Origin of the sequence: Roseateles sp., assembly GCF_039595295.1 — a bacterium.
In the GTDB taxonomy this organism is placed as follows: domain Bacteria; phylum Pseudomonadota; class Gammaproteobacteria; order Burkholderiales; family Burkholderiaceae_C; genus Roseateles.
Genome location: NZ_JBCNLU010000004.1, coordinates 158,415 through 181,085, shown reverse-complemented (window position 1 = coordinate 181,085; position 22,671 = coordinate 158,415). Strand labels below are relative to the sequence as shown.

19 protein-coding genes are annotated in these 22,671 nt (G+C 68.2%); 2 read left to right on the top strand and 17 right to left on the bottom strand.

Features of this window, described 5'->3' with window-relative positions; translation table 11 throughout:
* Positions 1–525: a MarR family transcriptional regulator gene (locus ABDW59_RS05125; RefSeq protein ID WP_343628431.1), complete on the bottom strand. Its 525-nt coding sequence runs from the start codon at positions 523–525 to the stop codon at positions 1–3.
* 266 nt (positions 526–791) lie between these two features.
* On the opposite strand from ABDW59_RS05125, the gene ABDW59_RS05120 reads away from it, so the two are divergent.
* Positions 792–2,531 carry an ABC transporter transmembrane domain-containing protein gene (locus ABDW59_RS05120; protein ID WP_343628482.1) on the top strand — a complete coding sequence of 580 codons (1,740 nt, stop codon included), beginning with the start codon at positions 792–794 and terminating at the stop codon, positions 2,529–2,531.
* A 10-nt stretch (positions 2,532–2,541) separates the two neighbouring features.
* Here ABDW59_RS05120 and ABDW59_RS05115 read toward each other — a convergent pair whose 3' ends face one another.
* The 9 genes from ABDW59_RS05115 to tssI (ABDW59_RS05075) all read right to left on the bottom strand — a co-directional run bounded on the left by ABDW59_RS05115 (position 2,542) and on the right by tssI (ABDW59_RS05075) (position 13,431).
* Positions 2,542–3,798, bottom strand: coding sequence for a TIGR02270 family protein (locus ABDW59_RS05115; protein ID WP_343628430.1), 1,257 nt, complete (start codon positions 3,796–3,798; stop codon positions 2,542–2,544).
* A 101-nt stretch (positions 3,799–3,899) separates the two neighbouring features.
* A complete protein-coding gene (tssI, locus tag ABDW59_RS05110) occupies positions 3,900–6,137 on the bottom strand; it encodes a type VI secretion system tip protein TssI/VgrG (RefSeq protein WP_343628429.1) in 2,238 nt (745 codons plus the stop codon).
* Between the two features lie 130 nt (positions 6,138–6,267).
* Positions 6,268–6,780, bottom strand: a complete 513-nt coding sequence (locus tag ABDW59_RS05105) for a hypothetical protein (protein WP_343628428.1) — start codon at positions 6,778–6,780, stop codon at positions 6,268–6,270.
* A 60-nt stretch (positions 6,781–6,840) separates the two neighbouring features.
* On the bottom strand, positions 6,841–7,815 hold the full coding sequence (locus ABDW59_RS05100; protein ID WP_343628427.1) for a hypothetical protein: 975 nt from the start codon (positions 7,813–7,815) through the stop codon (positions 6,841–6,843).
* The gene (locus ABDW59_RS05095) at positions 7,812–8,282 is read right to left on the bottom strand and encodes a hypothetical protein (RefSeq protein ID WP_343628426.1); all 471 of its coding nucleotides are present in this window, start codon (positions 8,280–8,282) and stop codon (positions 7,812–7,814) included. The genes ABDW59_RS05100 and ABDW59_RS05095 overlap by 4 nt, the downstream gene beginning before the upstream one ends.
* Positions 8,283–8,313: 31 nt before the next feature.
* Positions 8,314–8,784, bottom strand: a complete 471-nt coding sequence (locus ABDW59_RS05090; protein ID WP_343628425.1) for a hypothetical protein — start codon at positions 8,782–8,784, stop codon at positions 8,314–8,316.
* Positions 8,785–8,792: 8 nt separating this feature from the next.
* A complete protein-coding gene (locus ABDW59_RS05085) occupies positions 8,793–10,133 on the bottom strand; it encodes a PAAR-like domain-containing protein (protein WP_343628424.1) in 1,341 nt (446 codons plus the stop codon).
* Complete coding sequence (locus ABDW59_RS05080; protein WP_343628423.1) at positions 10,123–11,379, bottom strand: DUF2169 domain-containing protein; 1,257 nt, start codon at positions 11,377–11,379, stop codon at positions 10,123–10,125. Before ABDW59_RS05080 ends, ABDW59_RS05085 begins: the two co-directional genes overlap by 11 nt.
* 12 nt (positions 11,380–11,391) lie before the next feature.
* Positions 11,392–13,431, bottom strand: coding sequence for a type VI secretion system tip protein TssI/VgrG (tssI, locus tag ABDW59_RS05075; RefSeq protein ID WP_343628422.1), 2,040 nt, complete (start codon positions 13,429–13,431; stop codon positions 11,392–11,394).
* 199 nt (positions 13,432–13,630) lie between these two features.
* Here tssI (ABDW59_RS05075) and ABDW59_RS05070 point away from each other — a divergent pair, with 199 nt between their 5' ends.
* Positions 13,631–14,362, top strand: a complete 732-nt coding sequence (locus tag ABDW59_RS05070) for a hypothetical protein (RefSeq protein WP_343628421.1) — start codon at positions 13,631–13,633, stop codon at positions 14,360–14,362.
* 18 nt (positions 14,363–14,380) lie between these two features.
* Here the strand turns inward: ABDW59_RS05070 and ABDW59_RS05065 are convergent, their stop codons facing one another.
* From ABDW59_RS05065 to ABDW59_RS05035, 7 genes are all read right to left on the bottom strand, one after another.
* The gene (locus ABDW59_RS05065; RefSeq protein ID WP_343628420.1) at positions 14,381–15,031 is read right to left on the bottom strand and encodes a nucleotidyl transferase AbiEii/AbiGii toxin family protein; all 651 of its coding nucleotides are present in this window, start codon (positions 15,029–15,031) and stop codon (positions 14,381–14,383) included.
* 28 nt (positions 15,032–15,059) lie between these two features.
* A complete protein-coding gene (locus tag ABDW59_RS05060) occupies positions 15,060–15,557 on the bottom strand; it encodes a helix-turn-helix transcriptional regulator (RefSeq protein ID WP_343628419.1) in 498 nt (165 codons plus the stop codon).
* Positions 15,558–15,662: 105 nt separating this feature from the next.
* Positions 15,663–18,314: a type VI secretion system ATPase TssH gene (tssH, locus tag ABDW59_RS05055; RefSeq protein ID WP_343628418.1), complete on the bottom strand. Its 2,652-nt coding sequence runs from the start codon at positions 18,312–18,314 to the stop codon at positions 15,663–15,665.
* Positions 18,311–19,408: a type VI secretion system baseplate subunit TssG gene (gene tssG, locus ABDW59_RS05050; protein ID WP_343628417.1), complete on the bottom strand. Its 1,098-nt coding sequence runs from the start codon at positions 19,406–19,408 to the stop codon at positions 18,311–18,313. Before tssG ends, tssH begins: the two co-directional genes overlap by 4 nt.
* Positions 19,405–21,288 carry a type VI secretion system baseplate subunit TssF gene (gene tssF / locus ABDW59_RS05045; protein ID WP_343628416.1) on the bottom strand — a complete coding sequence of 628 codons (1,884 nt, stop codon included), beginning with the start codon at positions 21,286–21,288 and terminating at the stop codon, positions 19,405–19,407. Before tssF ends, tssG begins: the two co-directional genes overlap by 4 nt.
* Positions 21,289–21,298: 10 nt before the next feature.
* Positions 21,299–21,793: a type VI secretion system baseplate subunit TssE gene (gene tssE / locus ABDW59_RS05040; protein WP_343628415.1), complete on the bottom strand. Its 495-nt coding sequence runs from the start codon at positions 21,791–21,793 to the stop codon at positions 21,299–21,301.
* A gap of 52 nt (positions 21,794–21,845) precedes the next feature.
* Entirely contained in the window at positions 21,846–22,649 is an 804-nt protein-coding gene (locus tag ABDW59_RS05035) for a type VI secretion system accessory protein TagJ (RefSeq protein ID WP_343628414.1), read from the bottom strand.
* Positions 22,650–22,671 lie beyond the last annotated feature (22 nt).

Here is a 22,671-nt window from a genome sequence, read left to right as displayed (position 1 = left end):
TCAGCCGTCGCGGTCGACCAGCGACGAGGACTCGGACGTCAGCCCCGCGTCGCGGATCGCATGACCGTTGGCGACCAGGCGTTGCAGCAAGTCGACCAGGATGCGGAACTCGGCTTCGCTGAAACCGGCCAGGTGGTCGTTGTAGACCTGGGACAGCACGCCCGGTGCGGCGGCCATGGCGGCCACGCCGTTCTCGCTGAGCGACACCATGACCACGCGGCGGTCCTCGGAGGAGCGCTCGCGGCGCACCAGCGACTTGGCTTCCAGCCGGTCCAGCAGACGCGTCATCGCGCCGCCGTCCATGGCCAATTCCCGCGCCAGCGCGGCGCTGGACATGGGGCCGTTGAAGCGCAGGCGCAGCATCGGCGCCCATTGGGCGTGGGTCAGGTCGTGCTCGCCGAGCAGCTTGTCGGCCTGACAGACCATCGACTGCTTGATCTGGCGCAGCAGCCAGCCCAGCGACGGTTCGCAGGTGAAGTTGTCGGCGCTGTAGAAGTCGGCGGGCGGTGGCAGCTGGGCGGTCATGGCGGTTTTCCGGTTTCCGGGGCGGAGCTTCTGGAAAAAGCTGATGACAATTATTGCTTAGGCAATGATTGCCCTGCCAATAACTGCCTGGGATGAGCTTCGACGGCGTGGGGGCATTCGTTCAGAGCTCGTTAAGGATTTCAGCCCCCTACACTGCCCCGATGTCCGCCCCACCGACCACGCCTCTCACTCCCGCCGTCCCCTCGGCCCGTCCCGCCGGGGCAAGCGCCGTGCGCAAGGACGCAGCCCCGCCGCCGCTGCGCGCGATGTGGCCGGCGCTGTGGCCCTTCCTGCGGCCCTACCGGGGGCGCATCGCCGCCGCCATCGTCTTCCTGATGCTGGCGGCCGGCGCGACGCTGGTCTTCCCGATCGCGCTGCGGCAGCTCATCGACCAGGGCCTGGTCTCCGCCGATCCGGGCGACCGGCTGATGGCGCTGCGCGAGCATTTCTTCTGGCTGTTCGCCACGGGCGCGGCGCTGGGCGTGTTCTCGGCGGCGCGCTTTTACGCTGTGACCTGGCTGGGCGAGCGCGTCAGCGCCGACCTGCGCACCGCCGTCTATTCGCATGTCCTGCGGCAGAGCCCGGAATTCTTCGAGACCACGCAGACCGGCGAGGTCATCAGCCGCATCACCACCGACACGACGGTGATCCAGAGCATCGTCGGCTCCAGCCTGTCGATGGGGCTGCGCAACCTGATCATGGGTCTGGGCGCGGTGGTGCTGCTGATCGCGACCAATCCGTGGGTCATGACGCAGGTGATGCTCATCCTGGTGCTGGTCGTGGCGCCGGCGATGTTCTTCGGGCGCCGCGTGCGTCGCTTGTCGCGGGCCAGCCAGGACCGGGTCGCCGACACCAGCGCGATCGCGGCCGAGATGCTGAATGCGATCACCGTTGTTCAGTCTCATGCGCAGGAAGCGCGCGAGGCTAAGCGTTTCGACGCGGCCAGCGAGGCGGCCTTCGACACCGCCCGCAAGCGCACGCGGGTGCGGTCGTTCCTGGTGGCCTTCATCATCACCGCGACCTTCGGGGCGCTGCTGTGGGGCCTGTATCAGGGAACGCAGGCGGTGATGGCGGGCCGCATCAGCGCGGGCCATCTGGGTCAGACGGTGGTGTACGTGGTGCTGCTGGTGTCCTCGGTGGCGGTGCTGGCCGAGGTCTGGGGCGACCTGCTGCGCGCCGCGGGCGCGACGGAGCGATTGATGGAGCTGCTCGCCGCGCAGTCGCCGGTGGCGGATCCCGCCGCGCCGATGGCGCTGCCGGCCTCGACCGGTCCGGCGCGGGTGCGCTTCGACCGCGTGCGATTCCATTACCCGTCGCGGCCGGACCGCGCGGCGCTGGAGGATTTCAACCTGGACATCGCCCCGGGCGAGACGGTCGCCCTGGTCGGCCCCAGCGGCGCCGGCAAGAGCACGGTGCTGCAGCTGCTGCAGCGCTTCTACGACGTGCAGTCGGGCGTGCTGTCGGTGGACGGGGCGCCGGTGGATCGCGTGCGCCTGAATGATCTGCGGGGCCGCATGGCGCTGGTGCCGCAGCAGAGCGTGATCTTCTCGGCGAGCGCGCTGGACAACATCCGCTATGGCCGGCCGGAGGCGAGTCGCGAGGACGTGATCGCGGCGGCGCGAGCGGCGCATGCGGATGAATTCATCCGGCAGTTGCCGGAGGGCTACGACAGCTTCCTGGGCGAGCGCGGCGTGCGGCTGTCAGGCGGGCAACGCCAGCGCATCGCGATCGCGCGGGCGATGCTGCAGGATGCGCCGCTGCTGTTGCTGGACGAGGCGACCAGCGCGCTGGACGCGGAGAGCGAGCGCCTGGTGCAGCAGGCCTTGGATGAGGCGATGCGGGATCGGACGACGCTGGTCATCGCGCATCGTCTGGCGACGGTGCAGCGCGCCGATCGCATCGTGGTGATGGAGCACGGCCGCATCGTCGAGCAAGGCACGCATGCCGAGCTGGTGGCGCGCGGCGGCCTTTATGCGAGGTTGGCGGAGTTGCAATTCAACGTCTGACCCGCCACGCTCATCCCTCCACAGGCACCCGCTCCAACAGCCTCCGCTGTCTTCTCCAAGGCGCCTCCACCGGAAACAGCGGCCGCCCCGGCCGGAGCAAGCTCAAGTGCAGCGCCGCCACCCCCCGCGTCCTCTGCCCCGCCGCATGCAGCGCCCGCAGACAAGCCATCTCTCCCAGCGGCTGCCCCAAGAACAGCCGGGCCGCGCCCGGCAACCTCGACTGATGCGCCAGCCACCACGCCCTCACCTGCTCCAGGTCCGGCCAAGGCAGCGCGAGGTCCACCGGCAGCGCCGCGTCCTCCCCCTCCGAATCCCCCGCCACCCCCTCATCCAAGTCGTCCGGCCCCGCCGCCTCCAACCCGTCCCGCACCGCATCCGCCCCGGTGATCAAGCAGAACGCCTCCAGCGCAATCCGCGCCATCAGCGGCTTGACCATCTGATCGATCAGCCACGGCACATACCGCAGCTGGCCCGACAACCCGGCCCCGATGATTCGCCACCGCGCCGCGCCCGCCATGCGCTGCGCCTCCACCAGCAGCTGATGCCCCTCCTCCGCCGGCAAGGCCAGCATCGCCAGCCGGAACGCATCCATCTGCCGCGGACCCTGCCGCAGCGCCGCGCCGGTCATGGCCGCCAGCGCCTTGCCTCGATCACCGAGCAGCACCGCCGACCACAAGGCCCAATGCCGGGGCTCCGACTTCTCGTCCCCGATGAAGTCCAGCACCGCCGCCATCGCGCCGGTCCGCCCCAGTTCCCCGGGGAGTCGCAGCGCTCTCGCCCGCTCCCCCGCATTCGTCGCTCGCAACGAGACCTGCCAGCGCTCACCCGGATCCAGCCGATGCGCGCCGAAAGCCTCGAGCGCCAGCCGCCGGCTCAGCGAATCCTCGTTCCCCGCCAGCAGCGTCTCGGCCTGCAAGGCCTCATTCGGCGACACCCAACCCAGCGCCGCCGCCAGACCGGGCGCCGCCTCCGGCGCCTGCCGCGCGCGCGCCACCAGGCCCGCCCACGCGTGCTGCCGCCCATTGAGCGCCAGCACGCCGGCCACGAAGCAATCCTCGGCGCAATCACCCCGCAGCGCGCCCTCGCAAACGCGCCAGCCCGCCTCGCCGGCCTCAGCCAGGCCGTCGACCTGAGCGCCCAGATCCTCGTCGAGTTCCGCCAGCCGGTCCGGCGTGCAATGCGGCGCGTCGAGCGCGTCGCGTCGCTGCGTCCACAGGAAGGCGGCCTCGTCGCGGAACTGCGCGAGTTGCGCCACATCCGTCGTCATGGCCGGCCCGCCGACGTCGCGTGATCGCCGGTCAATGGAGGTCCACGAACACGCCGCGGATGCGCTGCGCGCCACGCGAGCGGATGGGCAGAGCGACCATCTCAGTTCTCTCCGACCTTGGCGCCCTTGATGTTGACGCCGCCGCTGCCCTTGATGTCCACCTTGCCGCTGGCCTTGACCGTGATCTTGGCGGCCTGGATGGTGATGCCGCTCGAGTCCATGACGATCTTGCTGCCGCCGGCCTTGAGCACGATGGTCGGCGCCTCGATCGTGGCGCTGGCGCCCGCCTGGGTCTTGAAGGTCGTCTTGGCCGTCTGGCCGATGGTCGCGGCCGAGAGCCGGTGCGCCGCGCCCACGGTCACCGACTGCAAGGCGCCGACGCTGACCTGCTGCAGCCCGCCGATGGTCACGACCTGCGCCGCGCCCACGGTGATGGCCTCCGCCGCGCCCACCGTATGCGCCCGCGCGGCCCCGACGGTGTGGGCCTCGGCCAGCGACACCGTCGTCGTCTGCATCCCGTTGACCGTGTGACTGCGCATGCCGTTCACGGTCACCGTCTGACCCGCGTTGATCGTGATCGTCTCGCCGGCGTTGACCGTCTCGGTGCGATGCGCGCCGACGGTGATGGTCTCGTTGGCGCCGACGCTCTCGGTGCGGTTGGCGCCAACGGTCGTCGTCTCGTTCGCGCCGATGGACTTGCTCCGGTCCGCCCCCACGGTGACCGACTGGTTCACCCCGATGGACTGCGTCTGGTTGTTGCCCACCGTCTCCGAATCGTCCACGTCGACCACGTCGGTCCGGTTGTTGTGGATGGTCGAGCGCTGGTCATGCTCGATCGTCGTGGCCATGTCGTACTGGCCGTGGATGGTGATCAGCTCCTTGCCCGCCGTGTCGTCCATGGACAGCTCGTTGTAGCCGCTGCCCTTGTGGGTCTTGGACTTCACGCCGCTGACGACCGCGCCGGCCGGCAGGCCGTAGGGCGGCATGGACTCGGCGTTGTAGACGCGGCCGGTGATCAGCGGCTGGTCGGGATCGCCCTCGACGAAATCGACCACCACTTCCTGCCCGATGCGCGGGATCGACACCCCGCCCCAGCCCTTGCCGGCCCAGGGCTGCGACACGCGGATCCAGCAGGAGCTGGTCTCGTCGCGCTTGCCGCGACGGTCCCAGTGGAATTGCACTTTCACGCGGCCGTACTTGTCGGTGAAGATCTCCTCGCCGCCCGGGCCGGTGACGATGGCCGTCTGCGGACCGGGCGCCATCGGCTTGGGCGTGCGGCGCTCGGGCCGGAACTGCTGGTCCGCCGGGATGGCGCGGAAATGGCAGCGCAGCCCGGACTCGCCGCTGTCGGACTCGGTCGCCGCCTGGCGCAGCTGCAGCGTGGTGCCGGTGACCAGGTACATGGCGTTCTGGTCGTCGCGCGGATGACGCTCCAGCGACAGCAGATGACCCGTGGCCACGCCCTGCGCGTTGGTGTCGCCGTCGAAACGGGCGTAGTTGGACTGGATTTCGTCGAGCCGGTCCTCGGCGTACTGGCCGCCGTCGCCGGTCTGCAGATAGCCGCCGGGATAGTCGAAGACCTCGCCGTCGGACAGGTCGTAGTCCCGGGCCCGGTCCTGCTTGGATTCGAGCGAGGTGGACGGGCGCTCAAAGTCGAAATCCGTGATGACGACCTTGCCGGGCTTGAGGCTCTCCTGCGCGATCCAGGTGTCGACGAACTCCAGCGCCGGCGGCGTGTTGCCCTGTCCGCCGTAGAACGGCAGCGCGGCGCAGCCGGGCGCGGCGTCATGCGCGGAGGCGGAGTCGGTCAGGATCAGCGTGTGGCCGCTGTCGTCGTGGTTGAAGTACCAGTAGATGCCCTCGTTCTCCAGCAGCCGGGCGACGAAGTTGAAGTCGGTCTCGCGGTACTGGACGCAGTAGGTCCAGGTTCGGTAGGGACGCTGCAGGCGGAACTCATGCTTGGCGACCGGGTGGTCGTCGAAGACCGCCTTGACGATGTCCGGGACGGACTGGTCCTGGAAGATCCGGCAGTCGGCGGTGCGGGTCAGCAGCCAGAGCCAGGGCCGCAACGTCATCTGGTAGACGCTGTGGCGCCCCTCGAAGCCCGACAGCGCGAAGCGGGTGACGTAACCCGACAGGTGGCGCGGCGCGTCGTCGCGCTGCGCGATGGTGAGCGTGGCCGGTTTGCCGAGCAGGTCCGAGGCGAGGATGTCCTTGCGCTCGCTGAGCAGGGTGAGCGTGGTCTCGCCGAGCTCGCTCAGACCTTCGCGCGCCGCGCAGGCGTGCACGCGCAGGTCCTCGGCGGGCAAGGCGGTCTTGAGACGGAAGGGTACGGCCATGCCCGCACGGTAGGCATGTGCGATCTGCGCCGATAGCGACCAAAGTCATTCACGGCGCGGCCCGATGTCATCGAGGGAAACGGAGGTGACGCGATGTCACCGGAGCGGGTGACGCGGAGCGCGGCCCGGCTCAGATCACGACGGGCCGCGCGACAGTGAGGGTCAGCACCGTGCCGTCCTCGTCGTAGTCGGCGGTGACCTCGAAGTCGTCGACCAGCCATTGCTCCCATTCGACGACATCGTCCTCTTCCTCACCGTCGGCGGGCTCGCCGTACTCGCGCAGGGCGTCCTCGCGATTGACGACCTCGCCCTCGGCGAAGGGCAATTGCCCCTCGAAGGCGTCGACCTCCTCGCTGCCCTCGGGGTAGTAGAAGAGCGCGCCGAGGACGAATTCACCCGCGCCATGCGGCTCGCCGTAATCGGCGGCATGGCTCTCGCGCGGGGAGAAGGACATCACGACGCCCAGTTCCTTGAGCATCACGAAGCCGGCGCGGATTTCCTTCTTGCGCTTCTGGGAGAGCTCGGTCGCGCCCTCGACGCCGGGGGCGTACTGGAGGATCGCGGCGACGAGCGGGGCGTCGAGCTCGGTCAGGCCGATCAGTTGGGGCAGGTGGGCGGGAAGAATGGGCGGCGTGGCGGTCATGGGGGGTGACGATACCGCGATGTGGGGTCAGGCGTCGGAAATCTGGATCGAGGTCTTCATCTATTCATCCGCGACGCATCGCCAGGTCCCTGGCGCCATCAGCTTCACGCGAATCAGCCGGTTATCGACGTTGCTGTACAGCACATGCATCGTGAATGACTCCGCGTGCCACACGGCATGCCCGGTCAGGGCTGAATCGGCATGCTGAACAGGATGGGAACCCACCTTCTTGAACAGAGCTTCCGGGCTGTCCTCGAAGTCGAGTCCACACGGCAGCGTTCCCTTCCATCCCGAACCATCCTGATCGCGATTCCGATGCAGGGTCACCGACCTGAGCATCGGATCGCGGCCTTCTCCGACGACGCCGATCGTGACGCCGCAAGCCGCATTGAGATCGATCGCATCCTCCTCGCGGGCCTGCGTCAGTTGATCCGCAGTCCAAACCGCGGGATCCCACAGGCCGGCGAAAGCCTGCGAGGCGACCGAGTCGCCGAAAGCCCCGATCAGTGAAAGCAGTGGCGGCACGACTGCGGCATGGCCACTCGGGATCGGCTCGGGAAGACGACGGCAAACGACACGAGAGAGTCCGCCCGTATCGTCGGCGTACACCGCCGTCAGGCGATACCCGGGCACGTCCCAGGTGTCCGTCAGATGGGAATGGCGGGAGTCTTCGAATGCGGCCAGACGCCTGCGCGCGATTGATCGGCCATCGCCCCATTGCAGGTCGAAGGGAAGCGTTCCCGCATACCGCTGGATGTCGTCATGCCCGGAGTAGAAGTAAAGCTGCGACAACACCATGTCGCCATGGCCCCAGCGGAAGCGCGCCGAGGCAGCCTGGTATTCCGAATCGACGAAGCCGAGTTCCAGCCCCTTTCTGCGGACCAGAACCCAGTCGTGATATCGACGCTCCTCGGCGTCGGGATGCTCGGGGCGACTGAGCGTGTTCAGCTCCGACCAAACAGTCTCGAACTCGGGCGAGTCAGCCGACCAGCCGAGTGTGGCCAGCAATCGATCGAATCCCAGTGCGTTCGTCATTCCTCGACCACCAGCATCTGGAGCGCGTAGACATCCGCCCTCCCTTGGTCATCGAAGCCGGCAAAGATCAGGTGATCCGGCTGATCCCACCTGGCCCGGTCGGAGTCCGAGCTCTCCCAAGTGGTCGCGCCTAGCTTGGCCTTCAATTCGTCAAGCGTCTGTCCGAACGCCAGCCCATGCGGCAGTTCACCGTCAAAGCGCTTGAATCGAGATCCCGCCACGCCATAGAAGCGCACGTTGTTCAGCACAAGCGCCCCCTCGGGATACTCTCGCGTCGGAGGCGCATCGAGGTAGCGTTCGTCGACGAACGTCAGTTCGACGCCCCGTTGCTCGCTCACCAGATAGGCGGTGTCGTCGCCCTTGGGGAGTTGGGGCTTCTCGACGATCTCCAGTGCATTCACCAGTTCGGAAACTTCGCGCTCGCCGAAGTAGTAGCCGAGTCGCGATGCGATCTCTGAAAAGTCCATGGCCTGGAGTCCTGACATCGAGTGGCCGGCTTCAAGCGTCGGAGATCTGGATGGTCACGGTGTCGATGGCCTTCTCGTTCTCTTCGAAATCGACGATCAGCGATCGCCCTTCCTTGTCCCACCGGTCATTCGGAAAGACGGGACTCGTGGAATCCGGCTGGCCCAACACGGAAGCCACCTGTTGTCTGCTCATGTTGAAGCTGAGACCTGCGGGCAGCGGCGACTTGAATCCGGGCCGCTTGCCCTTGGCATCGGGATAGAGAAACACTGCGGACAAGACGAGAGCGCCTTCCGGCAGGCCGCTGCCCTCCATGGACGGAATCGCCTCCACCAGCGAGAAGACCAGGTCGACGCCTTCCTTCTCCACCTCGATACCGACATCGAAGTCGCCTCGCTTCACCTTCGGTCGCTTCAGGGGCAGTCCGTACTCGGTCAGCAACGCCTGGATGCGGGCGTCGCCGAACTCAATGCCGAGAAGATCGTAGGGAAGCGCTGTACTCATTTGCTCTCTCATTTCAGCTTTTTGATGGTGTCGACCAGGAACTTGTCGAAGTCCTTGTTGCTCATTCGCAGGACGCGGCCGGCCGCCTTTTGATAGGCCTTCTTGCATCCACCGTCCGCATCGTATTCGTCGATCTTTCCCAGCATCGCCTCGACGTCGCGCCGGGCCGAGCCCGCGAGGTCCTTCGCGTCCTTCGCGGCCTCCAGCGGCGACTGGCCATGCGTGGGGCTGATGTCGATGTGCGCTTGACGCGGGATCGCAATGGCCGCGGCGGCATTATCAATGGCCCTCTCTTCGGCTGGCTTGAGCTTGCGGTTCAGCAACTCGGCGGCACGCTTCTTCAACGCCGCCTTCGACGGAATGTGATCCCGATCGAACTTGCCGTCGCCGGTCTTCTTCTTCAGATCCCCGTACTTGCCGTACTCGCCGCACTTCAGTTTCTTCTTGGGCTTGATCTTCTTGCCGTCACGCCCACCCTTGCCACCCGCTCCTGCTTCAGGCTCCGCATCAGGCTTCTTCGCATGGCGGGCCTCTTCCTCGGCCTTCTTCAGCCGCGCCGCCTCTTCCGCCTCCTTCGCGAGCTTGGCCTCCTTGGCCAGCTTGGCGGCCTGCGCGGCCTCCTCGGCAACCTTGGCCGCCTTCGCCGCCTCTTCGGCGGCATGAGCGCCCTTCATCAACCCGGCCGCGCCCTTCACCGCCTTGCCCGCGGTGGTCACCACCTTGCCGCCCGGAATCATGCTGGCCGCCGAGAGTCCGGCCTCGACCACATTGCCCTCAGCGGCGTAGATCAAGGCGTCGGCGCCGCCAGTGACCACCGACAGCCCCGGCACGAAGCTCGCCACGCCCAGCGCGCCATGCACCCAGGGACTGGCCTTGCTCCACCAGCCCTCCTCGGCCGGCGTCTCCGGCGCCGCGGGCGGGTTGGCAGCCGGCGCCGCGCCGCCGGACAGCGACGATCCCGGCGCCGACTGCGATACATAGATTCCCGGGCAGTTGCCCCCGTTCAGCGTGCAGGGATCGTTCACCCGCAGGACCGGCTTCTTCCCCGCTCGCACCGTCGTGCTGGCGCGGACCGGCTTGACCTCGCCGCTGACCGTCCCGCTCTTGACGCCCTTGGCCGCGCCCGCCGCATCGCCAACGCAACTCGGTTGCGAGCTCTGATTCAGCACATAGGCCGGATCGCCGTTGAAGCGCACGCTCGCCACGGTCCCCTGGCTGCTGCCCAGGTCTTGCGTGACGGGATACGGCAGCGGCGGCGTCGCGCTGCCGACCGGCGTCTTGTTGATGCTGGGCGCGGTCGAGACCGCCTTGAATGCACCGTCCTTGCGGGCGCCGAGGTTAGCCGCCATGGGCGTCTCCCGGGCGACCGGCGTCCCGATCCGCACCGCCCGCCGCGTGGCCCTGGACGACGTCGCGATCCAGCATGCGGTACTCGATCACCCGCACGGCCGGCTGCGTCGCCAGCACCGCACGCCATACGAGGTGGACCAGCCGACGGTCCGGCTCCACGATGACGGTGTCCAATCGGGCGGGCAGCTCGCCCATGGCACCCGATTCGAATCGCACCAGCACGAACGGTCGGTGACCCGGCAGCGCCAGCACCAGACGGGAGTTGCCGTGCGCATCTCTTTGCAAGGCGCGATCGCGCGGGTTGGCCAGGTTCACCAGTTCAATGAGCTCATCACCGTGGAGTTCATCCACCTGCTGATCGGGCCAGGCGGCGTTCCACACGGCGAAGTCGAAGTCCGCGGGCAGCGGATCCTCGCCGGAGATGAAGGCCTCATCCACCGTCCCGACCATCGCCGCCCGCGCGGGATGGCCCTTGGGCCTCACGCCCAGTCCGGCGACGAGCCCCTCGGATCCTGCGTCGTCTCCGGCGAGCACCGCCTCCAGATGCCGGACCCCGATCGGCTGAGCGATGGTCTCGAGCTGCGGCGCGGGGACCCGCTCCACGCCGGCCGCCGTCAGATACCAATCCCTCATGAAGCCCCTGCCCGCAGCGTTCTCCGCGCAGTGCTCCCACTTCAAGGGCGCGCCGTCGGGGGCCGCGCTCTTCGCACCGGTGTCGTCCAGCCAACGCTGACCGGCCGCCGTCCCTGCGTCCACGCGGCAGGCTCCGCCCCAGGCACTGCGCAGGTCCAAGGCCAAGGACGCGATCGGCTCGGCCGGGGTCAAGCGCCATTCAAGGCGCTTCGACTGGATGTTCCTGGCCTGGACGAAGTCACGCGGGCCATGCACGCGCAGGGCCTTGTTGATCAGCAATTCATTGCCTCGGCTGACGCGCAGGCCGACGAGGAAGGTGGTCGACGCCACGGCCTTGGGGAGCGACGGCGCATACCCCGTCGCGTTGACGATCACATCGCAGCGTGGCTTGAAGTGGCAGAGATCCGATTCCTGCAGCACGGGCGAGTCGGGATCCGGCGAGAGCGCGAGGTCCGCTTCGCACAACGGCAGCTGCTCGTCGGCAAATCGCATCGTCGCCGCGTCATTCCAGGTCAGCGTCTGCCGGAGCACGGCGACGTGAAACGCTTGGGATCGTTGATCGACGCCCTGAAATGCCAAGCCCGGGAACGGCGTGTGATTCCTGAATTCCATGCGACGCGGCGATCAGTTGATGTCCACGTCTTTGCCGTTGATGGCAACCGGTCCGCTGGCCGAGAAGTCGAACTGCGTGCCGTTGATCAGCACCGTCCCATCCGACTTCATGACCAGGCTGGCCTTGCCGACGGTGATCTGGAACTCGTCGCCCGCGTCGATGGAGTAGGTCTTGCCCACCGTCGTCGACTTGTTCAGCCCGATCTGCGCGGACTGCTGGAGCGCGACCGTCGTGTTCATGAACCCGCCCACCGTCGTCTGATACGCCGCCCCGATGGTCAGCGCCTTGCCCAGTCCGATGGTCTCCGCCTTCGCCAGCGCGATGGTCTCGGACTTGAATCCGCCGATGGTCACCGAGCGGTTGTCCCCGATGGAGACCGTCTCGTTGAGGTCAACGCGCTCCGTGCGGTTCTGATGCACGGTGATGGTCTCGTCCAGATCGACGGTTTCGGTGCGGTTTCCCTTCACGAAGACCGTCTCGTGCCGGTCGATGGTCTTGGTCCGATCGCGGCCCACCCAATGGGTCTCGTCGTTCTCGACCTCGATGTCCTGGTTCTTCTCGGCGTGGATCCACAGCTGCTCGGCGCCCTGCTTGTCCTCGAAGCGGATCGCGTTGGCGTTGCCGTAGCTGCCGCCCTTGGTCGAGCGCGTCAGGAAGCCGCTCTGCGTGGCGTTGGCCGGCAGGTCCCAGGGCGGCAGATTCTCGCCGTTGTAGGTGCGGCCGATGATGATGGGCGCATCGGGATCGCCCTCGATGAAGCCGACGATGACTTCCTGGCCGATGCGCGGGATGTGGATGCCGCCGAAGTTGGAGCCCGCCCAGGGATGGGCGACGCTGACCCAGCAGGAGCTGCGCTCGTTGCGCTGACCGCGGCGGTCCCAGTGGAACTGCACTTTCACGCGGCCGAACTTGTCGGTGTGGATCTCCTCGCCAGCAGGGCCGGTGACGATGGCCGTCTGCGGGCCGGGCACCAGCGGCTTGGGCGTGCGGCGCGGCGGCCGGTACTGCTGCGCGGCGGGAATGCAGCTGAAGCTGCAGCGCAGCGAGGTCTCGCCCGAGCCCGCCTCCGACGCGGCCTGCTGCACGTTGAGCAGGGTGCCGGTGACCAGGTACTGCGCGTTTTCGGTCTCGCGCGGATGGCGTGTCAACGAGAGCAGATGACCGGTACGGACGCCCTGCGCATTCGTCGAGCCGTCGTAGGTCTCGAAGCCCGTCTGCAGCTCGTCGAGCCGATCTTCGACGTACTGCGAGCCGTCGCCGGTCTGGATGTAGCCGCCGGGGTAGTCGAAGACCTCGCCGTCGGACAGGTCGTAGTCGCGCTTGCGGTTCTGCGAGGTCTCCAGGCCGCTGGAAGGCCGCTGGAAGTCGTAGTCGGTGATGACGACCTTGCCCGGCTTGACGCATTGGGCGCTGGTCCAGCTCTGCACGTACTCGAGCTGCGGCGCGGCCTGCGCGCCCGAGCCGTAGAACGGCAGCGACTCGCAACCGGGCGCGGCGTCGTGGCCGCTGGCGGAGTCGCAGAGGATGACCTTGTGACCGGACTCGTCGTGCTCGACGTACCAGTAGATGCCCTCGTGCTCGAGCAATCGGGCGACGAAGTTGAAGTCGGTCTCGCGGTACTGGACGCAGTAGTTCCAGCTGCGATAGGGGCGCAGGAGCTTGAACTCGTAGCGCGCGACGGGGTGGTCCTCGAAGACCTGCTTGACGATGTCGGGGACGGACATCTCCTGGAAGATGCGGCAGTCCGAGGTCCGGGTGAGCAGCCAGAGCCAGGGCTTGAGCTGCATCTCGTAGACGCAGTGCTTGCCTTCGAAGCCGCGCTGGGCGAAGCGGGTGACGTAGCCGCTGAGGTGGCGCGGCATGTCGTCGCGCAGGGCGACGGTGAGCGAGGCGGGTTTGCCGAGCAAGTCGGCGGCCTGGATGTCCTTGCGCTCGCTGAGCAGGGTGAGCGTGGTGTCCCCGGCGTCGCTCAGTCCTTCGCGCGAGACGCAGCTGTGCACGCGCAGCGTGTCGTCGGGCAGGGAGGTTTTGAGTCGGAAGGGAGAGGCCATGGCACGGAGGGTCAGGTCGACACCCCGAGTGTTAGGGGGACCCCGCCGGGCAACAACGGACGAAAGTCATTCGGGCGGGGGCGCCGACGGGGATGCGGGGGCGGTGAGCGCACTCGATGCGAGAGGCGCGTCGTGATCCAATGCGGGCGTCTTCAGCTCCGCGCACCCGTACGCCATGACTCCCCCCGCTCACGACCCCATGACCCTGACGCTGGGCGCGGCCCGGGCGCTGAGGAATGGCGGCATCGACGCCGTCGCGGCGCTGGACAGCGCCCTGCATCAGGCACTGCTGCTGGCGCCGGGCGTCGAGCATGAGGACATCAGGCAGATGCTGGATCGCGCGATGAGCGCGGTGCTGGTTGAGACGGTGGAGCGCGCCGTCCACGACCATCCTGAGCTTCGCCCTGACGAGGCTACCTGGATCGCGATCGCGAAGCAGGAGGCGATTCGTCGGGCCGGTCCGCGACCGGCCGCCGATCCCACCTCGGTGTCGACCCCGGCCCCGCAAGTCCTGACCCCGGTGGCTCAGACCGTTCCGGTCGAGGAGGAGCGCCTGTACGACGTCTGGATCGATCTGGTGTTCGGGCGTGGCAAGGAGCGGGAGACGCTGTGCGCGGTGTTCGGGCACTGCCGGCTGCCCAAGGCGCCGGCGATCGGGGAGTCACTGACGTTCTGGCCGCCGAGGACGGAAGCGACGACCTTCGAGGTGGTCGCGATGGGGGGCGTTCAGGCAAGGCACGACGTGTCGACGTTGATTGATGACATCGGGCATGCCATTGGGCCGGCGAGCGAAGGCGGCAAGGCTATCGTCACGCTGCGTTGCGCGCCGATCGAGGTGGCCTCCGTCGAGGACGGGCGCCGCGTGGCGAGCTTCATGAAGCGGCACCACGGGTTTGAGATGGATTCGTATGGGGTGAATCGGCTGGGGTGAGCGAGCTGCGGCGCCGATTCAAATGCTCAGCCGCTTCACCGCGGCCTTCAGCTTCGCTTCCGTCATCGTCATGCCCATGCCTTGCATGCAGCCCTTGATCTTCTGGCTCCGCTCGAAGAAATCTGTCTTCGCCTTGTTGAACGAGTTGAGGATCGACGTGCCATAGGCCTGCTCGGCCTTCTTGCGCCCCGCGGCGATGACCGCCGGCGTGGCCGCCATCATCGCGAGATCGATGAGATCACGCGACATGACGCTGTCATCGCGCCATCGATCCGCATTGGCCATCAGCTTCGAGGCCACCAGATCGACGTCGGTCAGCCGCCAGACCCCGCAGACCTTCTGCGCCGGTTTCGGTTGATCGAGCGCGATGCGGCCCTCAAAGACGATCTCGAACTTGATCGGACGTGCCCCACCCATCGAAATCGCGCTGCGGATGCCGTATTGGTCCACCCGCGGCTCACGCTCCATCTTGACCTCCGGGCCGAACGCCCACGCGAGGCCGCTCTGGTCCACGAGCGACCGCATCGTCCGGTAGCCGTCCTTGTCGTCGCACAGGAAATCGATGTCCACCGACTCGCGGTACTCGCCATAGGAAAGCGCGATCGCCGTCCCCCCGCCAAACAAGCAACGGTTCTCCCGCAGCAAGTCGGTGTTCGTGTGCGCAAGCACCGCGGCAATGTGCTGGTGATGGGGCCGTTCAAACAAGCAGCACCCCCTTCCCGACGGTATCGACCAGCTTCTTGATGAGCGCTCGCTCGCGGGGCAGCACATCCTGCTGATCGACGTGGCGCCAGTTCCGTTCGTAGAGCTCCAGAGCTTCCGGCGGCGACAGGCTGGCGCCTGGTTGCAGGTGCCACGCAATCTGTCGCAGCTGTGGGTAGGCGTCGACCCGAATTCTTGCCGGCAATCGGCGCTGAGGAAGCTGTTCGTCCGAGCTTCGTCGCCCGGCATCCTCCGCCACGCCAATGAGGTCCTGGCTCAGCCTGAGCGAGTCCAACACCTTGAGAAATGTGGCCACGGTCACCGACGGATCGCCCCGCTCCAAGCGGCTCAAGGTCACGCGGGTGATCCCCGCCTCGCGAGCCACCTGTTCGGCAGACATGTTCCGCCTCAATCGCGCCTCGCGGACGCGCTCGCTGACCTGACTCCAGAGTCGCTGGAGGTGATTGGTGAGGGGAGCGGCTTTGGCGGGCATGTATCGCGTTTTATACGAAGATGCCCGACGGCGCAAGTCAAGGTAGGGCCCACCGAAGACCCTCTCCCCTGCCCTCTCCCGCAAGCGGGAGAGGGTGTGAGACCGTCAATCAAACCCGTACTCGAAATCCCCATCCTTCACCGCCAGCGCCACCTTCGTGATCGCCTGCCCATTCGTCAATCGCGTCAGGTACTCCCGGCTGATCCTCGGCAGCACCGTGTTGGTCAGAATCGCATCCACCACCCGCCCCCCGCTCTCCACCTCGTTGCAGCGGCTGATGATCAGCTTCACCACGTCCTCGCCGAAGCTCAGCGGCACGCCCAGGTTCTCGCCCACGCGCTTCTGGATCCGTCCCAGCTGCAACCGAACAATCTGCCCCAGCATCTCCTCGCTCAGCGGGTAATACGGGATCGTCACCAGCCGCCCCAGCAGCGCCGCCGGGAACACCTTCAGCAGCGGCTCCCGCAACGCCTTCGCGATCCCATCCGGCTCCGGCATCAGCTCAGGATCCGCGCACAGCTTCATGATCAGATCGCTGCCCGCATTGCTCGTCAGCAAGATGATCGTGTTCTTGAAGTCGATGTAGCGCCCTTCCCCGTCCTCCATCCAGCCCTTGTCGAAGACCTGGAAGAAGAGCTCGTGCACGTCCGGATGCGCTTTCTCGACCTCGTCCAGCAAGACCACGCTGTAGGGACGACGCCGCACCGCCTCGGTCAGCACGCCGCCCTCCCCATAGCCCACGTAGCCCGGCGGCGAACCCTTGAGCGTCGAGACCGTGTGCGCCTCCTGGAACTCGCTCATGTTGATGGTGATGACGTTCTGCTCACCGCCGTAGAGCGCCTCGGCCAGCGCGAGCGCCGTCTCGGTCTTGCCCACGCCGGAGGTCCCCGCCAGCAGGAACACCCCGATCGGCTTGCTCGGGTTGTCCAACCCCGCGCGCGACACCTCGATGCGCTTGGCGATCATCTCCAGCGCATGCCGCTGCCCCACCACCCGCTGATTCAGCGTGTCCGCCAGCTGCAGCACCGCTTGCAGTTCATTGCGGACCATGCGGCCGACGGGGATGCCGGTCCAGTCCTGCACCACCGCCGCCACCGCCTGCTCATCCACCGTCGGCAGGATCAGCGGCGCATCGCCTTGCAGCTCGCTCAGCTCGGCGCGCAGGCCGTGCAACTCGGTCAGCAAGGTCTCGCGTTCCTTCTCCTCGGGCGCGCCCTCGCCGTCCTTGCGCAGCAAGGCATGCAGTTCCAGCACGCGGTCGACCAGCCCCTTCTCCTTCTGATGACGCGCCTCCAGCGCCGTCTTGCGCGTCTGCGCCTCGTCCAGGGCGGCCGCCACCCGCTGCTTGCGCTCCGCGACGTCCATGCCGATCGCGGCCTCGCGGGCGATGATCTCGCGCTCGACCTCCAGCGCCTGGATGCGGCGCAGGCAGTCCTCGAGCTCCGCCGGCGTCGCATGCTGACTCACCGCCACGCGCGCGCACGCCGTGTCCAGCAGACTCACCGCCTTGTCCGGCAGCTGCCGCGCCGGGATGTAGCGATGGCTCAAGCGCACCGCCGCCTCGATGCCCTCGTCGAGCAGGGCCACCCGATGATGTTTCTCCAGGATGGAGGCCACGCCGCGCAGCATCAGCACCGCCTTGGCCTCGTCGGGCTCGGGCACCTGCACGACCTGGAAACGTCGCGTCAGCGCGGGGTCCTTCTCGATGTGCTTCTTGTACTCGGCCCAGGTGGTCGCCGCGATCGTGCGCAGCTTGCCGCGCGCCAGCGCCGGCTTGAGCAGATTCGCCGCGTCGCCCGTGCCCGCCGCGCCGCCCGCGCCGATCAGGGTGTGCGCCTCGTCAATGAACAGGATGATGGGCTTGGGCGAGGCCTGCACCTCGTCGATGACCTGGCGCAGGCGGTTCTCGAACTCGCCCTTCATGCTCGCGCCCGCCTGCAGCAGGCCGATGTCCAGCATGTACAGCGACACGTCCTTGAGCTGCGGCGGCACGTCGCCCTGCGCCAGCCGCAGCGCGAAGCCCTCCACCACCGCCGTCTTGCCGACGCCGGCCTCGCCGGTGAGGATCGGGTTGTTCTGGCGGCGCCGCATCAGGATGTCGACGATCTGCCGGATCTCCTCGTCGCGACCGGCCACGGGATCGATCTCTCCGTTGCGCGCGCGCTCGGTCAGATCGACGGCGAAGCGCTTGAGCCCCTCCTGCTTGCCCATCGCCGCCGGCGCGATGGCGCCACTGGCGTCACCGGGCTCGGCGCCCGGTTCGGCCGCGCGCATCGAGCGCTCGGGCGAGCCCTCGGTGATCTGCGCGAAGTGCTCGCTGAGGTCGTCCACATGGATCTTCTCGAACTGCTTGGACACCGCCAGCAGCACGTTGCGCATGGACGCGGTCTTGAGCAGCCCCAGCACCAGATGGCCGGTGCGCACCTGCGTGTCCCCGAACATCAGCGAGCCGTAGACCCAGCCGCGTTCGACCGCGTTCTCGACCCAGCTCGACAGATCGGTCACCGAGGTCGCGCCGCGCGGCAGCCGGTCCAGCGAGGCCATCAGGTCCGCCGACAGCGGCGCCGCGTCCAGTCCGTAATGCTTGACGATGCGATGCAGGTCGGAATCGGGCGTGTTGAGGATCTGATAGATCCAGTGCTGCAGCTCGACGTATGGATTGCCGCGCAGTTTGCAGAAGACGGTCGCGCCTTCGATCGCCTTGTAGGCCAGCGGGTTGAGCTTGCCGAAGAGGCTGGTGCGGGCGATTTCAGTCATGTGGAGGCTCCCTGTGTCGCCGGTGGCGCCGCCCTGCCCCGCACCCGTTGTCGCGGATGCAGGCGCAGGTCGCCCCGGTCGTGTTGATGCGGCTGGCCGCGGGCGCGGCCGGTCCAGGAGGTGAAGCCCAGCCGCGCGCTGCCCGACAGCGCCGCCTGCGGCACCTCGTCGCGGCGCAGCACCGGCTGCAGCTCCCATTGCAGGTTGTGGCCGACGTACTGCCGGATCCAGTCGTTGAGCGGACGCCACGCGTCGCCGTCGGGCAGGAAGCGCTGGTACTGCCGCAGCGTCAGCGGGCCCAGCACCACGCGGAAGCGGTACTGCCGGTCCCAGGCCTTGTTGCCGGCCGTGGTGTCGCGGCCCAGCGCGGCACGCGGCCGGCCGATGCGCTCGGCGCGATTGCGCGCATGGCCCAGCCGGGTGCGCTCCCCCTCCTCGACCGGCAGCCAGTGAGCGACGTGCTGCTCGATGCGGACCGGGACGCCGAAGTACTGAGAAATGATCTTCTCCAGCCCTTCCGCATGCTGCGCGCGGCCGCCGTGCAGCCCCGCCTGATGCAGGCGCGCGGACCGCGGCAGCGCGTCGCCGGGCTGCAGACCCTCGGCCAGACCGACTGCCGCGCCCAGCCAGGCGGCATAGCGGTCCGAGGCCGGCCGGTCATGCTGAACGGCGGGCTGCGACTGCGCCCAGGCGCGATAGAAGTGCAGCAGCAGCCGGTGGTGGAACACATCGAGGAAGCGCGCCAGCGTCGGATCGCCGCGCTGGTACTGGCGCTCGCGCGCGTACTCGGTGAGGTGCAGCGGCATCGGCCCCTGCGGCCCCAGCAAGCCGAAGAAGCGCACGCCCAAGCGTGGCGCCGATCCGTTGCCGCGTGTCAGACTGGCCAGCGCGGCCGGAGCGAAGTCCAACTCCGGCTCCTGGCCCAGACGGACCGCCTCCTGCGTCGGACGCAGCGCCCGGCCCAGGCGCGGCGCATCCGGACGAAGTCCCTCGATGCGGCGCAGCAGCGCAAAGAAATCATGCGCCCAGGGCCGCGACTCGACATCGTCGAACAGCGTCCGCAGCGCCTCGTCACCCGTGCTCATCGCGCTCATCGCGCATCCTCGATCTCGCCGCCGATACGCGGCGGCCAGCGCTTGACCGGCCCGCGTTGCGCGCTGCGCAGGCTCAGCTGGCTGAAGCTGTTGATCGCCGCATAGCGCGTGAAGTAGCGCTCCAGCACGCTGGCAAAGAGGAAGGCGCTGTGACCCTGGAAATGGAGCTCGTCCAGCTCCAGCTCGATCTCGGTGCCGGCGCCGTAGCTCAACGGACCGCTGAAAGGCAAACGCCGCACCACCGGCTTGGCGCTCACGCCGCGCACGCCCTCGACCTGGCGCAGCCAGGCCGCGTCGCCCGGCGGGCCGTACAGCGCGAGCATCCGTCGCAGCGTCGCCGCGGCCTGCGCGGGCGGCTCGTCGGCCCAGGGCAGCTGCTGCTGCGTGAGCAGCCCCACCAGATTCCAGCCCGCCTCGCCCGCCGGCTGACGGCTGACCGTGCGCGTCGGTCCATGCATCGCCTCGACCTTGAGCACTGGGCCCGCCGCATCCAGCCGCCAGGTGCCGGCCCCGTTGTGCGGCAGCAGCATGGGCAGATCGCGGTTGGTCACCAGCGCGGACACCGACAGCTGCCGGATGTCCTCCCGATACGGCGCATGCCGCGGGTCGACCAGCGAGAGGAACACCTCCTCGCCGATGTAGGCGCTGCGCGGCCCCTGGTCCTTCTGCCGCGAGGACAGCAAGCGCGGCTCGCGCCGCGCGGTGTAGAAACCGGGCGCCTCGGTCGGGGCCTCGTGATAGGTCGCGTACAGCGGCCAGAAGGTCTGCTGGCCGAGATTGCCGGCGCCGTAGCCGGTCACCGATTGCAGGCTGTGGACCTCATAGTCCATCGGCCGCGTGCGGTCCGGCACGACGTGGTACTCCCAGCTCCCGGTGCCGAGCTGGATGCGATCCAGCCGCTTGGGGAACAGGTTGATCGCCGGCGTGCAGTGCAGCGCCACGCTGTCCGCGTCGACCAGCGCCTCCAGCGCCGCATCGCCGCGGCTGAAGAAGAGCACGATCTCCGCCTCGTTCCCGTCGATGCGGGCCAGCCGGTCGGCAAGAGCTGTCACCTCCAGGAACAGGAAGCGCCGCGGCATGGCAGCCGCCTCCTGCATCAGCCGGCTGCCGGAGAAGCTGCGATGCGTCTCGGGCAGCAGCGCCTCGTCGGCGGCGAAGCCCTGCGGGCGGATGCTGCCGGCGTCTCGCCATTGGGCGGCCACCTGCGGCGCCTCGATCCCGTCGCCGGTGACGTAGCTGCCCAGCGGCGCGCCCAGCGCCAGTTCATGCAGCCGGAAGGCGACATCGTCCGGCGCGCTCAGGTAGAGCGAGAGCCGGTCCACGCCCAGCTGCCGCACCGGAATGCCGCCGCCGGTGCGCAGTTTCAGCCGCAGCCCGCCGCGGCTGCCGGCGGCCTCGTGCAGGCGCGACATCGGCAGGTCGGGCGCGTGGCTGAAGTACTGGACCGACGTCAGCTCCAGCGGCCACAGCGTGACCGCATGCGCGGTGCGGAACTCGCAGCGCGTGTCCTGACCGCGCGGCACCGACGACTGCAGGACGCTGCCCCGCGGCACCGGATGTCCCTTGGACAGATTCGGATCGGTGGGATCGACGCTGAAGCGCGCGATCATCATCGACGGCACCGGCGCCAGGAAGTTGGGATAGATGGACTCCAGCAGATGCGAGATCAGCCGCGGGTGCTCGGCGTCCAACTTCAGCTGCACGCGCGCGGACAGGAAGGCGAAGCCCTCCAGCAATCGCTCGACATAGGGGTCGGCGACCTCGGCGTCCTCCATGCCCAGGCGCGCGGCGATCTTGGGGAAGTCGCGCGCGAACTCGGCGCCCACCTCGCGCAGGTGGGTCAGCTCGTCGTTGTACAGGCGCAGCAGGCGCGGATCCATGGTGCTCTCCTCAGCCCTCGCGCACCTCGACCTGCCCGGCCTCCAGGTCCATCTGCGTGCGCAGCAGGATCTCCAGCGGCACCGGCTGCGACCAGAGATGGCCGCGGATGTCGAACTCGATGACGTTGTGGGTATCGAGCACGCTGTCGGTCTCGACCGCGCGGACCTCCAGGGTGTCGGGCAGGATGCGCGGCTCGTAGCGCAGGATGGCCTGGCGGATCGCCTTCTCCAGCAGGTGCACGTCGATCTTGGACGCCAGCTGCCCGGACAGCGCCGGCAGACCGAAGTTCAGGACGCTCTCGGCCACGCGGGCATACGGGGCGGACTCGCGACCCAAGGGCTGGATGGCGTTGAACAGCCAGCCCAGGTCGCGCAGCACCGCCTGGCGCAGCTGCGACTTGGTCATCACGCGGCGCTCCTCGGCCTCGACGCGGTCGAAGGGGTCCTCGTCGGTGAGCCGGTCCAGCAGGGCAGGCTGCAAGCGGTCGCGATGGATCTGGCTCATGGGCGCGTCGCGAGGCCGGAGCGCGGGACGTCGATCCGCGCCGTCCCCGTGTTCATGCGGGTTTCAGCTCGATCAGGCGCGCGTCGAGCAGGCCGACGTCGCCGTGATCGCTCATCAGCACGCGCTGGCCGACACCGGCGTACTGGTCCTCCTCCGAGGCCGGCAGCGGCTGCCATTCGGTGCGGCGCGCCATCCAGGCGCGCTCGTCGTCGAAAGCCACGGTGCGCGGATAGCGCGCCGGGATCAGTGCCACCGCGCCGCCGCCGTTGGGGAACTCGATGTGCGCCGGCATCCAGACCAGGTCGCGCAGATCGGCCGGCGCCTCCAGCTGGATCTTGGCGATCGCGGAGAACGGCACCCAGCAGTAGCGGCCGTTGATGACCGCCTCCAGCACCGGCCCCAGGCGCGAATCACCGTCGCACAGCCACTCGAAGGCTTTGCCGTCGATGCTGCCGGCGCTCGCGGGCGCCGCCTGCAGCGCCTGCGCGCGCAGCTGCCGCGCGCCTGCGGCGTCGCCATCGGCTTCGGTCTTGAGCGCCTGGATCAGCTGCGCAACCCACTCGGCCGGCTCGCCCATGACCATCGGCGTCGTCTTGCCCTCGAAGACGGCCTCGCGCACCAGCTCGCACTTGAGCGCTTCCCGGTAGGTGTTGACCATGGCCAGCGTGCCCGCGTCGAGCTCGCCGCAGACCTCCAGCTGCGCCGCCGCCCGCGCCCACTGGCCGGTCACGGCCAGCAGCTGGAACAGCATCGTGCGCAGCGTCGCGTCCTGCGGACGCTGACGGACCTCGGCCTGTGCGGCGGCCAGCGCCTCGGTCGGGCGGCCCGCCGCCAGCAAGTCCTGCACTGCGTTCATCTTGTGGGTCTCAAGGGGTTCT

Bases quoted from the DNA above. Each gene is read 5' to 3' on its own strand.
- ABDW59_RS05125 (WP_343628431.1), bottom strand. From the start codon at position 525: ATGACCGCCCAGCTGCCACCGCCCGCCGACTTCTACAGCGCCGACAAC.
- ABDW59_RS05120 (WP_343628482.1), top strand. From the start codon at position 792: ATGTGGCCGGCGCTGTGGCCCTTCCTGCGGCCCTACCGGGGGCGCATC.
- ABDW59_RS05115 (WP_343628430.1), bottom strand. From the start codon at position 3,798: ATGACGACGGATGTGGCGCAACTCGCGCAGTTCCGCGACGAGGCCGCC.
- tssI (WP_343628429.1), bottom strand. From the start codon at position 6,137: ATGGCCGTACCCTTCCGTCTCAAGACCGCCTTGCCCGCCGAGGACCTG.
- ABDW59_RS05105 (WP_343628428.1), bottom strand. From the start codon at position 6,780: ATGACCGCCACGCCGCCCATTCTTCCCGCCCACCTGCCCCAACTGATC.
- ABDW59_RS05100 (WP_343628427.1), bottom strand. From the start codon at position 7,815: ATGACGAACGCACTGGGATTCGATCGATTGCTGGCCACACTCGGCTGG.
- ABDW59_RS05095 (WP_343628426.1), bottom strand. From the start codon at position 8,282: ATGGACTTTTCAGAGATCGCATCGCGACTCGGCTACTACTTCGGCGAG.
- ABDW59_RS05090 (WP_343628425.1), bottom strand. From the start codon at position 8,784: ATGAGTACAGCGCTTCCCTACGATCTTCTCGGCATTGAGTTCGGCGAC.
- ABDW59_RS05085 (WP_343628424.1), bottom strand. From the start codon at position 10,133: ATGGCGGCTAACCTCGGCGCCCGCAAGGACGGTGCATTCAAGGCGGTC.
- ABDW59_RS05080 (WP_343628423.1), bottom strand. From the start codon at position 11,379: ATGGAATTCAGGAATCACACGCCGTTCCCGGGCTTGGCATTTCAGGGC.
- tssI (WP_343628422.1), bottom strand. From the start codon at position 13,431: ATGGCCTCTCCCTTCCGACTCAAAACCTCCCTGCCCGACGACACGCTG.
- ABDW59_RS05070 (WP_343628421.1), top strand. From the start codon at position 13,631: ATGACCCTGACGCTGGGCGCGGCCCGGGCGCTGAGGAATGGCGGCATC.
- ABDW59_RS05060 (WP_343628419.1), bottom strand. From the start codon at position 15,557: ATGCCCGCCAAAGCCGCTCCCCTCACCAATCACCTCCAGCGACTCTGG.
- tssH (WP_343628418.1), bottom strand. From the start codon at position 18,314: ATGACTGAAATCGCCCGCACCAGCCTCTTCGGCAAGCTCAACCCGCTG.
- tssG (WP_343628417.1), bottom strand. From the start codon at position 19,408: ATGAGCGCGATGAGCACGGGTGACGAGGCGCTGCGGACGCTGTTCGAC.
- tssF (WP_343628416.1), bottom strand. From the start codon at position 21,288: ATGGATCCGCGCCTGCTGCGCCTGTACAACGACGAGCTGACCCACCTG.
- tssE (WP_343628415.1), bottom strand. From the start codon at position 21,793: ATGAGCCAGATCCATCGCGACCGCTTGCAGCCTGCCCTGCTGGACCGG.
- ABDW59_RS05035 (WP_343628414.1), bottom strand. From the start codon at position 22,649: ATGAACGCAGTGCAGGACTTGCTGGCGGCGGGCCGCCCGACCGAGGCG.